Origin of the sequence: Tomitella cavernea (genome assembly GCF_016599145.1) — a bacterium.
Taxonomy (GTDB): domain Bacteria; phylum Actinomycetota; class Actinomycetes; order Mycobacteriales; family Mycobacteriaceae; genus Tomitella; species Tomitella cavernae.
In genome coordinates this window covers 104,512-117,674 of sequence record NZ_JAENKO010000003.1, presented here as the reverse complement: position 1 = coordinate 117,674, position 13,163 = coordinate 104,512, and the positions used below count along the sequence as shown (strand labels likewise).

The window sequence follows — 13,163 nt, the reverse complement described above, 5'->3', positions numbered from 1 at the left end:
AGCGCGGGCAGTTGTGTCAGCTGACCTTCGAGCGGTTTTCCGCCATGTACTCGTGCCTGAAGTGGTCCTCCTGGCCGGTGAACCCCCGGAACCCGCCAAGGTGATAGAAGGTCTCACCTGACACGCGTGTCTGGCGGATTTCGAAGTCGTGGCTGAGGGCGCTGATGCGTTTGGCGAGCTTCGAAGGCGTAAGAGTGGGGATGCCCTCATAGATCAGGCGTTCGGGCGTTCCGCCGGGGTTGTCATTCAGCAGCGAGAAGAGCGGATCATCTGCGGCCTGTGCGAGCTGGGCGGCGTAGGTCTGGTTGACGCTGACGTGGTTGAATGCGCGGATGATCGCCTCGCCGACCGCGTTGGCCACTGGCGGAGGAAAGGCATTGCCGATCTGGCGGTACTGCGAGGTCTTCTTTCCCGTAAAGGACCACTCGTCATCGTTCCAGCCCTGCAGCCTGCGAACCATTTCGATCGTGAGCCGGGGCGGAACCTCTGCCGGGTGGGGAGATTGCGGGCCTGGAGCCTCGTTTGCGATGCCCTTGCCGTCGACTCCGAGCTGAAGCCATGCGGCCTTAGCGCGGGTTGGGCCAAGGTCGGCGCCGCCGTGCTTCTTGGAGCCTCCGACCAGAGTCGGTGCAATGTCGCTGGCCATGGCTGCCCACTCATCGGCGTAGGGCCAGCCGTCGGCTGACATGAGGTCCTTGAGCGTTTCGCCCACGGTCTTCTTGGCCTCGCTCGCCTCAGGCCAGGTGAAGTACTCGGCATCTTCGGGCTTCAGCGCGACGAGGACGAAGCGCGGGCGTAGCTGCGCTACTCCGTGCTCCGCAGCATGCAGAAGCTTCCAAAACGGCTCGTATCCGAGTTCGCGCAGCCGATTGAGCACGCGCTGCCGGTACGCGATGAAGCGCGGCTGGGAGAGTCCACGGACGTTCTCGAGCATGAGTGCCCGCGGCCGGACGATGGCGACCTGCTCAATGGCCCAGGAGAAGAGGTCGCGCTCATCCGATGCGCCGAGCTGGCGGCCGGCGATGGAGAAGGGTGGGCAGGGAACGCCGCCGGCGAGGAGCGATACGCCCTCAAATTCTGCTGGGTCCCACACCGACTTGTCTGCCACGTCGCCGACGCGAATGTCCCACCCAGGTCGATTGAGTTTGAGGGTTGTAGCGGCGGTCTCGTCCAGCTCGATAGCGAGCTGATGTTCGAAACCGGCCTTCTCGAGGCCGAGCGCCTGGCCGCCGGCTCCCGCGCAAACCTCGACGACCGTGTAGGTCCGTTCCGTCCGGCTGTTGCTGGTACGTGCAGTCATCCACCCCTCCTGATGTGCCAGCGCTGGAGCCGGTCCTCGTGCGAACAAGCATGGTACCGGCAGCCCCCGCGACGAACTTATGTTCGATGTCAACCAGGGTACGCGTGGGCTACGACAACGTAGAGATGCCCAGCGTAACCTGCAGGGCGTGTCCTCTGATGATGCTGATCTGACCGCGACAACCGCGGGTCGATCGCGCAACATGGCGGCGATCCGGCGCACGGACACGAAGCCGGAAGCCCAGGTCAGGAGCGCGCTCCATCGTGCTGGCTTCAGGTTTCGGAAGGACCTCGCTGTTGTGGCGAGCGGGCGGAGGACACGCCCGGACATCGCCTTCACCCGACAACGGCTTGCTGTGTTCATCGACGGCTGCTTCTGGCACTGCTGTCCGGAACACGGGCGAAGTCCCACGACTAACACGGGGTACTGGTCCCCCAAGCTCGCCAGGAACGTCGAGCGGGACAAACTTCAGACGGAGGCCCTGGTGGCCGATGGGTGGGTAGTGCTGCGGATCTGGGAGCACGTCGGCGTGGAAGCCGCATTCCGGGAGATCGCAGACGAGGTTTCCCGCCTCCGCGATGGCGTGGCTGCGCATGGCGGGAGTGTCGCGAATTGAGTGACTGAGTGGCCTCTCCCCGTGCCGGGGTTTGACTGCGTGATCTGTGGTCGCGGAGCGTTGGGGCGATGAGGCCGCTCCCATCAGCGTATTACAAAGTAATACGCTGATGGGAGAGTCTCGTTGTCTACGGCGTCAATGGCCAACCGAGCAACTCCGGTACGGAAGGGGATCGCTGTGAAGGATCCGGACATCGGTGAACTCCTGCGATCCGAGGCCGAGCACGCGGAGCGGCACATGGACGCCGCGCCCGGGCCGGGAACCACGGTCTCCCGCCCCGCCCGCGCCCGTTCCACGGTGTTCTCGGTGCGCCAGAACTCGGACGAGGGGAGCTGCAGCGGTTCGCCGTGACCGCGACTACCGAGATGACGCACAGCATGAAAGCCGCAGTGACTTTGTCGGTGGAGCAGAACCTCGCTCGCGTCACCATCAACAACCCGCAACACGCGAACTCCCTGACCCGACCGATGCTGACTGAGCTGCGCGAGCACATCGCCACGGTCGCCACGGCGCCGCGGATCCGGGCCGTCATCGTGACCGGTGCCGGCGCCAACTTCTGCGCCGGGCTCGACATCACCGGCATCCGCGCGGGTGCGCCCGACAGCATCGAACACGACTACGTCGCGGTGGAGAAGGCCCTGGCCGAGTGCCCCAAGCCGACGATCGCGGCGATCCGCGGGCACTGCATCGGCGGCGGCACCCAACTGGCCGTCGCCTGCGACCTGCGGATCGCCGCGGACACGGCGCGATTCGCCATCGCCCCGGCCAAGCTGGGGCTGGTGTACCCGCCCGACCCGATCGCCGCCTCCACGGCACTGCACTACGGGCTGATCACGGACGTCTGCGCCGACACCGAACTCGATGACGTCGCGTGCCGGATGGCCACGGTCATCGCCACCCGATCGCCGGTGACGATCGCCGCCGCGAAACAGATGATCGACGACGTCACCGCGCACGGCGCCATCCGTGAGGAAGTGCGCAGCCACTGGCGCCGCACGCACAACGCCGATCTGCCCGTCGGGCTGGCCGCCTTCGCCGCCAAGACGGCGCCGGACTTCGCCGATCCTGCCGAATAGCCACTACCAGAGGAATCGAACATCCATGTTGTTGACCGCTCTCGACCCCGCGTTCACCGCCGTCCCCGATGCGGCCGATGCAATCATCATCGGCGCCGAATCCTGCTCCCGAGAGCAGCTTCACGCGGCGGCGAGCACGCTTGCTGCGGCGCTGCCGGCGCCCGGCCCCGTCGCCGTGCACGCGGTGCCGACGCTCGACACCGTCGTCGCGGTGAGCGCGGCCATCCTCGCCGGTATCCCGGTGGTGCCGATCGCCCCGGACTCCGGTGACGCGGAACTGCAGCACATCCTCGCCGACGCGCAGGTAACGTGCTGGGCCGGAGACTCGCACCCAGCCTCCAGCTTGCCGTCGATCCCGATCCCCCGTGGAGTCCGCAGCGGCGTCGACCTCGGGGCCGCCCCGTCGCAGGACGCGGTGGCGATGATCGTCTACACCTCCGGCACCACCGGCTCGCCGAAGGGCGTGAACCTGAGCCACCGGGCGCTGGCCGCCGGGCTGGACGGGCTTGCCGAGGCGTGGCAGTGGAGTCCCGATGACACTGTCGTGCACGGGCTTCCGCTGTTCCATCTGCACGGCCTGGTCCTCGGCACCCGCGGGTCGCTGCGAATCGGTTCCCGCGCCGTGCACACGGGCCGTCCGAAGCCGCAGAACTATGCTGCCGCCGACGGCACCATGTACTTCGGGGTGCCCACCGTGTGGTCGCGCATCGTCGCCGACGAGGCGGCGGCCCGCGCCCTGCGCCGGGCCCGGCTGCTCGTCTCCGGCAGCGCACCGCTGCCGACCCCCGTGTTCGACACGACCGCTGCGCTCACCGGCCACGCGCCCATCGAGCGGTACGGGATGAGCGAAACGGTGATCACGCTGAGCACCCGGGCGGACGGCGAACGCCGGCCCGGCTGGGTGGGGCTCCCGCTGCGCGGCGTGCAGACGCGGATCCTCGGCGAGGACGGCCTGGAGGTGCCGGCCGACGGGGAGAGCATCGGGCGCCTGCAGGTGCGCGGACCGATGCTCTTCGACGGCTACCTGGGCCGCCCCGAGGCGACGGCCGCCGCGTGGACCGACGACGGCTGGTTCGCCACCGGCGACATGGCCGCCCACGACGGCGACGGATTCCACCGGATCGTCGGACGTGAATCGGTGGACCTGATCAAGTCCGGCGGATATCGCATCGGTGCGGGCGAGATCGAGACCGCCATGCTCGCCCACCCGTCCGTGCGCGAGGTCGCCGTTGTCGGCAGCCCCGATCCGGACCTGGGGCAGCGGGTCGTCGCCTATGTGGTCACCGACGCGCAGGACACGGCCGGGCACGGCGCGGTGCTCAGCGAGTTCGTCGCCGGATCGCTGTCCCACCATAAGCGGCCCCGCGAGGTCGTCTTCCTCGACGCGCTGCCGCGCAACGCCATGGGCAAGGTGCAGAAGAAGTTGCTCTGCAGCTGAATCCCCGGCCCCATCCTGGCCACGGACCCGGCCCGCCGCTATAGCGGCGGGCCGGGTCCGTCTGCACCGCCGGGTTCGGTGCCGGCGGTGCGCATCCCCGGGCGTCTCCGGGGCCACGCGAGGCGTGGAAAACAGTTGTGGCAATCGCTCGCCCTATTCAGCGGGGCCGTTGCCAACGGCCCTGCGCAGAACTCTCCGACACGGTGCGTGCAGCCGACTGGTCGCGAGCGAATCCACAAGAGTGCTGGTGGATAGGGTCACTCGTTGGTGCGGACGCGGGCCACGGCCTCGTTCCCGTCGCCCTCATGCCGCCGATGGCCGATGGCCTGCGCGGTCGTGGTGTTGTCGGCGTTGGCCACCGGTTGCCAAGTGGTGTACACCACAGTTATAGTCGGTCCAGCGCGCACACGAGTCGGCATTCCGGGAGGAGGACCATGACAAGCTCCACCCCCTCGGGTCTCTCGCCGGCCTTGTCGGCGAGACTGTTTTGCCCTTGGGGCCGTCGCGGCGCCCATGCCCGCAGGTTTTCGACGCACGGCGCTTCGGGAGCCGGCGGATGTGCTGTCGGGCCCTTCGGTGACAACCGATTGTCAGCACCGCCGTCGCAAGTGAGGGCCTGAGCGATGCACGACTCTGGCTCTTTCACGATCAACGAATAATCCTAGGGAGACCGCAATGAGAAAGCGCTCATGGCTGGTGGGGCTCGTCGTACTACTGGTGGGTGTGCTCACCCTGTCGGCGTGCGCTGGCGGCGGCGGGTCGGCAGGCTCCGCGGGGAACTCCGGCAAGCTCACGATCGGGTCGATCGCCGGTCCGCAGACCTTCGACCCGGTGAACAGCAAGGTGGGGCATGCCGTTCTGTTCCTGCAGCCCGTGTACGACTCGCTCCTCAGGCGAGAACCCGACGGCTCCCTGGTGCCCATGCTGGCGACCGACTGGAAGTACAATGCCGACCGGACGCAACTGACGTTGACCATTCGCTCGGGCGTGACCTTCACCGATGGGACCCCGGTGAACGCGGAGGCCGTGAAGGTCAACCTGGACAGGTTCCGCACCGGAAACGGACCCGATGCCAACAAGCTGAGCAGGGTGGAGAACGTCGAGACTCAAGGTGACTCGACGGTGATCCTCACCCTCTCGGACCGCGACCCCTCACTTCTGGAGAACCTCGGCAACTCCGCGGGATTCATCGCCAGCCCCGCCGCCATCGAGGCCGGGAACATCGGCACGGATCCGGTGGGAAGCGGCCCCTATACGCTGGACTCCGCGAACTCGGTCGACGGGTCGGAGTACACGTACGTCAAGAACCCGGACTACTGGGACGAGTCGCTGCAGAAGTACGACACGATCGTCATCAAACAGTTCAACGACACCACGTCGATGCTCAACGCGCTGCTCTCCGGGCAGATCGAGGCGGGACCGCTCACGCCCAACACGGCGGAGCAGGCCAAGAACGCCGGCATGACCGAGTACCGCTACTCGACCGACTGGCAGGGTCTCCTCATCTTCGACAGGGACGGCTCGAATGTGCCGGCCTTGAAGGATCCCCGTGTCCGCCAGGCAATCAACTACGCGATCGACAAGAAGGCGCTGCTAGACCAGGTCCTCAACGGCTACGGCACCGTGACCAGTCAGATCCTTCCGCCGTCGGCCGACGGGTTCGCGCCCGATCTGGACACGGCCTACCCGTTCGACCCGGAGAAGGCGCGCCAGTTGCTAGCCGACGCGGGCTACGCAGACGGCTTCGCAGTGGAAATGCCGACCGTCTCCGGCCTGTTCCCGCAGTCCCTGGTGGCCGGGCTCGGAACGTACCTCGGCGATGTCGGCATCGACGTGAAGTGGCAGCCCATCCAGGTGACCGACCTAGTCTCGAGCCTGGTGCAGGGCAAGTACGCGATGAGCTGGTACTCCCTGTTCCAGGGGTCCGCGTGGGTCACCGCCACCCAGGCGATCCTGCCGGAGGCGACCTACAACCCGTTCCACTCGAGCACCCCCGAGGTGGCCGCGACGCTGCAGAAGCTGCAGGACGGCGACGACGCCCAGCAGGCCGAGGCGGCGGCCGACCTCAACGCCGAGATGACAGAGCAGGCGTGGTTCGCTCCCTTCTACCGCAAGGATGAGGTCTACTTCACCGCCGCCGGCACGACGACGAAGCCGCAGGCGCAGCAGGTCGTGCCCTCGATCTACAACTTCGCGCCCGCGCAGTAACGGCACGGTGGCGGACTGATGGAGTATCGATGATCTCGTTCATTACCCGACGATTGGCCTCCGGCGTCGTCGTCCTGTTCGCTGTGTCGACAGTCACCTTCTTTCTCCTGTACTTCTCGTCGGCCAACGTCGCCAGGGAAATCCTGGGCGATAATGCGACGGCCGACCAGGTGGAGCTCAAAAAGAAGGAGCTGGGCCTCGATCAGCCCCTGATGAGCCGTTACTGGGACTGGCTGAAGGACGCGCTGCAGGGGCAGTTCGGGGCGTCATGGTTCAGCGGCAGGTCGGTGACCGACAGCATCATGAGCAGGTTGCCGGCGACCATGTCGGTGGTGCTCGTGACGATCATCGTGGTCGCGATCGTCTCCGTGCTGATCGGTGTCGCTGCGGCCGTCCGGCGCGGATGGGTGGACCGGGGCCTGCAGGTGGTGTCGATCGCCGGTACGGCCGTACCGCAGTTCGTCGTCGCCATCGTGATCGTGTCCGTCTTCGCGATCAGGCTACGGTGGTTCCCCGCGACGGGCTACGCACGCTGGTCGGACGGGCCGGGGCTGTGGGCGGCGTCGATCACGCTGCCGGTGCTGGCACTGGCGGTGAGTGGCGTGGCGTCGACCGCGCAGCAGGTGCGCAGCTCGACGATCAAGGTGCTGGAAATGGATTACATCCGCACGCTCCGCAGCCGCGGGCTGGGATCGTCCGAAGTGCTGTTCCGCCACGCACTGCGCGGCGCTAGCCCCGCCGGCCTCACCGTGTTGTCGTTGCACTTCATCTCGATCCTGGGCGGCGTGGTCGTGATCGAGCAGATATTCGCTCTGCCCGGCATCGGCTTCCTCGCGCTGGAATCGACGACGCGCGGCGACATGCCGGTCCTCATGGGGGTCGTCGTCTACACGGTCATCCTGGTGGTGGTCATCAACCTGCTCGTGGACCTGGCAGTCGGTTGGCTCAATCCGAAAGCGAGAGTCTCGTGAGCAGTACTACAGAAGAGGATGTGCAGGCCGCTCGCACCGCGGTGAGCGACGCCCACGATGCGAGCCTGTTGAAGCGCCTTGCCCGCAACCCGATGGGCGCGATCGCGCTCGTGATCCTGGGGATCGTGGTCGTGGCGGCGGTGTTCGGGCAGTGGCTGGCCCCGCTGGACCCCGACCAGGTGGACCTCCAGAATGCGCTGCAGCCGATGAGCGGCTCCCACTGGCTGGGCACCGACAGTGCGGGGCGCGACGTTCTCAGCCGCCTCATCGTCGGCAGCAGGACCACTCTGATCGCGGCAGCGCTGGCGACGGTCGTGGCCATCGTCATCGGCGTTCCGTCGGGCCTCGTCGCCGGCTACTTCGGAGGCGCCCTGGACTCGGCGGCGAACTGGATCAACAACGTCCTGCTGTCCCTCCCGGCGATCATCGTCCTCCTGGCGGTGAGCGCTTCACTGGGCAAGAGCGTGTGGGTGTCGATGGCCGCCCTCGGCATCTTGATGTCGCCCGCGATGTTCCGGTTGACGTACACCGCGGTGCAGAGCGTCCGGGGCGAGCTCTACGTGGACGCGGCGCGGGTGTCGGGACTGAGCGACGCGACGATCGTGAGGCGTCACATCCTCGTCGTGGTGCGCGCACCGCTGGTCATTCAGGCGGCCATCCTCTGCGGCATCGCCATCGGCGTGCAGGCGATCCTGGACTACCTGGGACTGGGCGACGGGCTGTCGGCCACGTGGGGGCTGATGCTGAGCGAGGGGTTCACGAACATCTACCGTGACCCGATGCTGGCGGTGTGGCCCGCGGTCGCGATCACGGTCACGGTGGCGGCCTTCGTGCTGCTCGGCAACGCCGTCCGGGATGCGCTGGAGGACAAGCCCCAGGCTCCGTCGACACGGCGCAAGGTGCGCAAGGCCCGGAGCGACGGCGGGGTCGCCGGTGCCGTGCCCGCGCCGCCGGCCGCCAACCACCTTCTGTCCGTCTCGTGCCTTGGAATCGGGTATCCGCGACCGGACCGCACGACGAAGCAGGTCGTCCAGGACGTGTCGCTGCATGTGGACCGCGGCGAGGTTCTCGGCCTCGTCGGCGAGTCGGGTTCCGGGAAGACCCAGACGGCGTACGCGCTGCTGGGTCTGCTCCCCGACGAAGCGATGATCACCGGAGGGCGGGTCGTCTTCGACGAGCGGACTCTGGTGGCACCCGATTCGGACCACCGTCGCGGCAAGGCGTGGGAGGACATACGCGGCAGTCGGATCGCGTACATCCCGCAGGAGCCGATGAGCAATCTCGACCCGAACTTCACGATCGGCTACCAGCTGGTGCGTCCGATGGTGAAGGTGCTGAAGGTCTCCAGGCGGGAGGCCAAGGCGAAGGCCCTGGAGCAGTTGGCGGAGGTGGGGATCCCGGATCCGGCGAGGACGTTCGAGGCATACCCGCACGAGGTGTCCGGCGGTATGGCGCAGCGCGTCCTGATCGCGGGCGCCGTGAGCTGTAACCCGGACCTGCTCATAGCCGACGAACCCACGACGGCGCTGGACGTGACCGTGCAGGCGGACGTGCTCGATCTCCTCCGGCATCTGCAGCAGCGCAGGAACATGGCCGTCGTATTGGTCACCCACGACTTCGGCGTCGTCGCAGACCTGTGCGACCGGGTCGCCGTCATGCAGAACGGCCGCATCGTCGAATCCGGCGATGTACGCGACGTCCTGCGGTCGCCCGCTGCGGAATACACGCGGACGTTGCTCGGGGCGGTGCTGGAAGGAAAGGAGCCGATGACGATGCTGAGCACCACGATCGGTGAGGAACCCGTCGTCCGTCCGGCGGCTTCGAGTGTGGCGGAGGCGGACCTGTGCTAGCAGATAAGCGCGCCGGAACCGGTGAACGGCTTCTCGGGGTGGACCGGCTCGTCGTCGACTATCCCGGTAAAGGTTCCCGGGCCAAGCCTTTCCGGGCGTTGACCGATATCGACGTCACGATCGATACCGGTGAAACGCTGGGGCTGGTGGGGGAGTCGGGCTCGGGCAAGACCACCTTGGGGCGGGCGATCCTGGGGCTGACGCGGATCACCGGCGGCACCATCCGGTTCGACGGTGTGGACATCACCCGCGCGGACAGGAGGACCCGGCGCGCGCTGAGCCGCGACCTGCAGGTGGTCTTCCAGGACCCGTACACCTCGCTCAATCCGTCCATGACCATCGGCGACATCCTGTCGGAGCCGCTGACGGTCCAGGGGCAGGAGAAGGCGGCGGCCCGGAGCCGCGTGCGCGAGGTGCTGGACCAGGTCGGCCTTCCACAGGATGCGATCAATCGGTTGCCGCGGGAGTTCAGCGGCGGGCAGCGGCAGCGCGTCGCCATCGCGCGGGCCCTCGCCGTGCGCCCGAAGCTCATCGTGTGCGACGAACCCGTCAGCGCTCTCGACCTGTCGACGCAGGCGAAAGTACTGGACCTGCTGTTGGAGATCCGCCGTGAAACCGGCGTGGCATACCTGTTCATCTCGCATGATCTCGACGTGGTCCGGCACATCAGCCACCGCGTCGCGGTGATGCGTGCGGGCACGATCGTCGAGCAAGGCCTCGCGGCGACGGTCACCGGCAGCCCGAGCCATCCGTACACGCGGCGGCTGCTGCTGGCCTCGCCGGTGGCCGATCCGGACCGGCAGCGCGAACGGCGGGCGCACCGTCGCCGGCTGATCGACGAACAGAATACGGAAAGCGCCGCCGTGCAGGCGCATTGATCGAACGCCGAGGCGATGAACGCGCGGCCGGTTCGGTGGTCGCGCAGCTTTGTGAATCGGCCGTAGTCGAGTTTTACGGAATCACGTCGTAGGGAAAGCGGGAGAAGTGGATCTGCAGCGTTTGGCGCGCACCTGTTCGGTGGATGAGCGCTTCCAGTCGTACAACATCGAGATGGTCGCAGTGACCGGAGGCAATTTCTGGAAGCCCTACGAGGCGGTACGTCCCGCACCGGGAGCGTCCACGGAGACGCCGGACGCCGAGGGGACGGCCGGCGTCGACCCAGGCATGTTCCAGTACCGGCCGCCGCGGGACCTGTCCGCGCCGCGGTTGCGGAAGCTCGCCGCCGCGCTCGGGCCGTCCTACGTCCGGGTGAGCGGCACGTGGGCCAACTCCACCTACTTCGCCGACACGGACACCCCGCCGGCGGAGGCCCCCGAGGGGTTCAAGGGCGTACTGACCCGCGACCAGTGGCGCGGAGTCCTCGACTTCGCGGACGCCGTGGACGCGAAGATCGTCACGTCGTTCGCCATCAGCAGGGGGACCCGCGACGGCTCCGGCCGGTGGACGCCCGAGCTGGCGGAGAGATGGCTGGACTTCACGCGCGAGGTCGGCGGGAGAGTGGCGGCGGCGGAGTTCATGAACGAACCCAACGTCGCTCCTCTCGGGGGAGCTCCGGCGGGGTACAGCGCCGACGACTACGGGCGGGAATTCCGGGCCTTCGCCGCCTTCGCCGAGCGTGTCGCCCCGGAGATGGTCGTCCTCGGGCCGGGCTCGGGTGCGGTCGGCGACTCCCCGGAGGAGTGGGGCGACGGTTCCGAGGCGTTCGTCGAGCTCTTCCCATCCGCCGGGATGCTCCGGACTTCCGACATGCTCGCGGCGACGGGTCCGGGTGTCGACGCGTTCTCCTACCACCACTACGGGGCCGGGTCACAGCGTGGCGCGGCGATGGGGCTTCCGCAGACCACCCCGGACGCCGCGACCTCCGAGGCATGGCTGGACCGCACGCACGCGAGCTGCACGTTCTACAGCGGACTGCGGGACGAGTACGAACCGGGCAAGCCGCTGTGGCTCACCGAGGTCGCGGAGAGCGCGTGCGGCGGGAACCCCTGGGCGGGGACCTTCCTGGACACGTTCCGCTATGTCGACCAATTGGGCCGGCTGGCGCAGGAGGGTGTGCAGGTGGTCATGCACAACACCCTGGAATCCAGCGACTACGCCCTACTTGACGAGGACGATTTCACCCCGCGCCCCAACTATTGGGCCGCCGTGCTGTGGCGGCGTCTGATGGGGCGGATCGTGCTGGATCCGGGCGACAGCGGCGTCGACGGCGTCCGGGTGTACGCGCACAGCCACCGCGACGCTTCAGGCGGGGTGTCGCTTGTCGTCCTCAATACCGATCGTGAGCAGTCCCGCACCTTCGCTGTTCCGGCCGATGCCCTGCGGTACACGCTGGATGCGGACCGGCTCGATTCCGTCCGTGTTCGGCTCAACGGGCGGCACCTCGAGCTCGATGCCGACGACACCATGCCGGAGCTGGCCGGCGAGCCCGTCGACGCGGGCGATCTGGTGCTGGCCCCCGCCTCGATCACGTTCCTCGCGAAACCCGATGCGGCCAATCCGGCATGCGAGTGACGGCCCGTGAAGAAAGAGTGGCAATCGGTTGCCAACAGGGATGGGCAGGTCTACAATTCCCCGTATGAGCGAGGACGACAGCACCGCCGCGCCTGGAACGGTGGCGGCGCGCCCGGCGGCGACGATTTACGATATCGCCGATCTCGCCGGAGTGAACCCGTCCACCGTATCGCGCGCGCTGACGAAGCCCGGCCGCATCAGCGCACGCACCGAGAAGAAGATCCGCGACGCCGCCGCGCAGCTGAACTACCGCGTCAACCCGATGGCGCGCGCGCTGCCGACGGGGCGCACCCGCACGCTGGGCCTGCTGGTCGCCGACCTCACCAACCCGATGTTCTTCGACCTGATGCGCGGTGCGGAGCAGTCGGCGAGCCGCAGCGGATACACCCTGGTGCTGGCCGAATCGCAGGAGTCGGGGGAGCGCGAGCTGCAGGCGGCGGGCCGGGTGGCGCCGTCCGTCGACGGGCTGGTGCTGGTGACCACGCGCATGACCGACGACGAGATCCGCCGCATCGCCGGGGGCAAACCGCTTGTGGTGATCAACCGCCGCGTCGAGGCGATCCCGGCGGTGGTGCCCGACCTGCAATCCGGGGTGGGCGAGGCGCTCGAGCACCTGCGCGACGCGGGGCACCGGTCGGTGGCGTACCTGTCCGGCCCGGCACGGTCGTGGATGAGCCGGGCCCGGTGGGAGCTCATCCTCGACAGGGCGGTCGCGCTGGGCATGAACGTCGTCGAGATCGGGCCGAACCCGCCGACGGTCGACGGCGGCCGCGCCGCGCTCACGCGGGTGCGCGCGGCGGGCGTGACGGCGGCGATCGCCTACAACGACCTCATGGCGATCGGCCTCATGCAGCAGGCGCAGGAGGGCGGCATGGACGTCCCCGGCGATGTGAGCATCGTCGGCTTCGACGACATCTTCGGTTCCGACTTCACCTCGCCCAAGCTCACGACCGTCTCGATACCGTACGAGCGCATCGGCGAGCTGGCCATCGGCGAAGTGCTCACGCTCATCGGCGACGCGCCCGGCGTGCCGACGGGCCCGGGCGCCGCGGAGGGGACAAGCGGGGTGACCGGGGCGGATCTCACGACGCGCCTCACGGTGCGGGGCTCGACGGGGCCGGCGCCCGGCACCTGACGGGCCGGATAGCGACAGGCGGTGCCCCGACGCCGTCATTACAGTTTGGCAATCGATT

The 13,163-nt window shown here is 68.0% G+C and carries 12 protein-coding genes; 10 read left to right on the top strand and 2 right to left on the bottom strand.

Features of this window, described 5'->3' with window-relative positions; genetic code table 11:
- Positions 1-16: 16 nt before the first annotated feature.
- Positions 17-1,300, bottom strand: coding sequence for a DNA cytosine methyltransferase (locus JJ683_RS02680; RefSeq protein ID WP_200171112.1), 1,284 nt, complete (start codon positions 1,298-1,300; stop codon positions 17-19).
- Positions 1,301-1,448: 148 nt separating this feature from the next.
- Between JJ683_RS02680 and JJ683_RS02675 the strand changes: the two genes are divergently transcribed.
- From JJ683_RS02675 to JJ683_RS02660, 4 genes are all read left to right on the top strand, one after another.
- On the top strand, positions 1,449-1,916 hold the full coding sequence (locus JJ683_RS02675; protein ID WP_307810645.1) for a very short patch repair endonuclease: 468 nt from the start codon (positions 1,449-1,451) through the stop codon (positions 1,914-1,916).
- A gap of 177 nt (positions 1,917-2,093) precedes the next feature.
- Positions 2,094-2,267 carry a hypothetical protein gene (locus tag JJ683_RS02670; RefSeq protein WP_200171110.1) on the top strand — a complete coding sequence of 58 codons (174 nt, stop codon included), beginning with the start codon at positions 2,094-2,096 and terminating at the stop codon, positions 2,265-2,267.
- A gap of 26 nt (positions 2,268-2,293) precedes the next feature.
- Positions 2,294-2,992, top strand: a complete 699-nt coding sequence (locus JJ683_RS02665) for an enoyl-CoA hydratase/isomerase family protein (RefSeq protein WP_200171109.1) — start codon at positions 2,294-2,296, stop codon at positions 2,990-2,992.
- Between the two features lie 25 nt (positions 2,993-3,017).
- A complete protein-coding gene (locus tag JJ683_RS02660; RefSeq protein WP_200171108.1) occupies positions 3,018-4,430 on the top strand; it encodes an acyl-CoA synthetase in 1,413 nt (470 codons plus the stop codon).
- A gap of 257 nt (positions 4,431-4,687) precedes the next feature.
- On the opposite strand, the gene JJ683_RS19370 is transcribed toward JJ683_RS02660, so the two are convergent.
- On the bottom strand, positions 4,688-4,810 hold the full coding sequence (locus JJ683_RS19370; protein ID WP_277952054.1) for a hypothetical protein: 123 nt from the start codon (positions 4,808-4,810) through the stop codon (positions 4,688-4,690).
- A 295-nt stretch (positions 4,811-5,105) separates the two neighbouring features.
- On the opposite strand from JJ683_RS19370, the gene JJ683_RS02655 reads away from it, so the two are divergent.
- The 6 genes from JJ683_RS02655 (at position 5,106) to JJ683_RS02630 (ending at position 13,105) form a co-directional block, all read left to right on the top strand.
- Positions 5,106-6,638: an ABC transporter substrate-binding protein gene (locus tag JJ683_RS02655; RefSeq protein ID WP_200171107.1), complete on the top strand. Its 1,533-nt coding sequence runs from the start codon at positions 5,106-5,108 to the stop codon at positions 6,636-6,638.
- Positions 6,639-6,667: 29 nt separating this feature from the next.
- Positions 6,668-7,609 carry an ABC transporter permease gene (locus tag JJ683_RS02650; protein ID WP_200171106.1) on the top strand — a complete coding sequence of 314 codons (942 nt, stop codon included), beginning with the start codon at positions 6,668-6,670 and terminating at the stop codon, positions 7,607-7,609.
- On the top strand, positions 7,606-9,459 hold the full coding sequence (locus JJ683_RS02645; protein ID WP_200171105.1) for a dipeptide/oligopeptide/nickel ABC transporter permease/ATP-binding protein: 1,854 nt from the start codon (positions 7,606-7,608) through the stop codon (positions 9,457-9,459). The genes JJ683_RS02650 and JJ683_RS02645 overlap by 4 nt, the downstream gene beginning before the upstream one ends.
- Complete coding sequence (locus JJ683_RS02640) at positions 9,453-10,337, top strand: ATP-binding cassette domain-containing protein (RefSeq protein WP_200171104.1); 885 nt, start codon at positions 9,453-9,455, stop codon at positions 10,335-10,337. The genes JJ683_RS02645 and JJ683_RS02640 overlap by 7 nt, the downstream gene beginning before the upstream one ends.
- A gap of 106 nt (positions 10,338-10,443) precedes the next feature.
- Positions 10,444-11,970 carry a glycosyl hydrolase family 79 N-terminal domain-containing protein gene (locus JJ683_RS02635; protein WP_200171103.1) on the top strand — a complete coding sequence of 509 codons (1,527 nt, stop codon included), beginning with the start codon at positions 10,444-10,446 and terminating at the stop codon, positions 11,968-11,970.
- 64 nt (positions 11,971-12,034) lie between these two features.
- Positions 12,035-13,105: a LacI family DNA-binding transcriptional regulator gene (locus JJ683_RS02630; RefSeq protein ID WP_200171102.1), complete on the top strand. Its 1,071-nt coding sequence runs from the start codon at positions 12,035-12,037 to the stop codon at positions 13,103-13,105.
- Positions 13,106-13,163 lie beyond the last annotated feature (58 nt).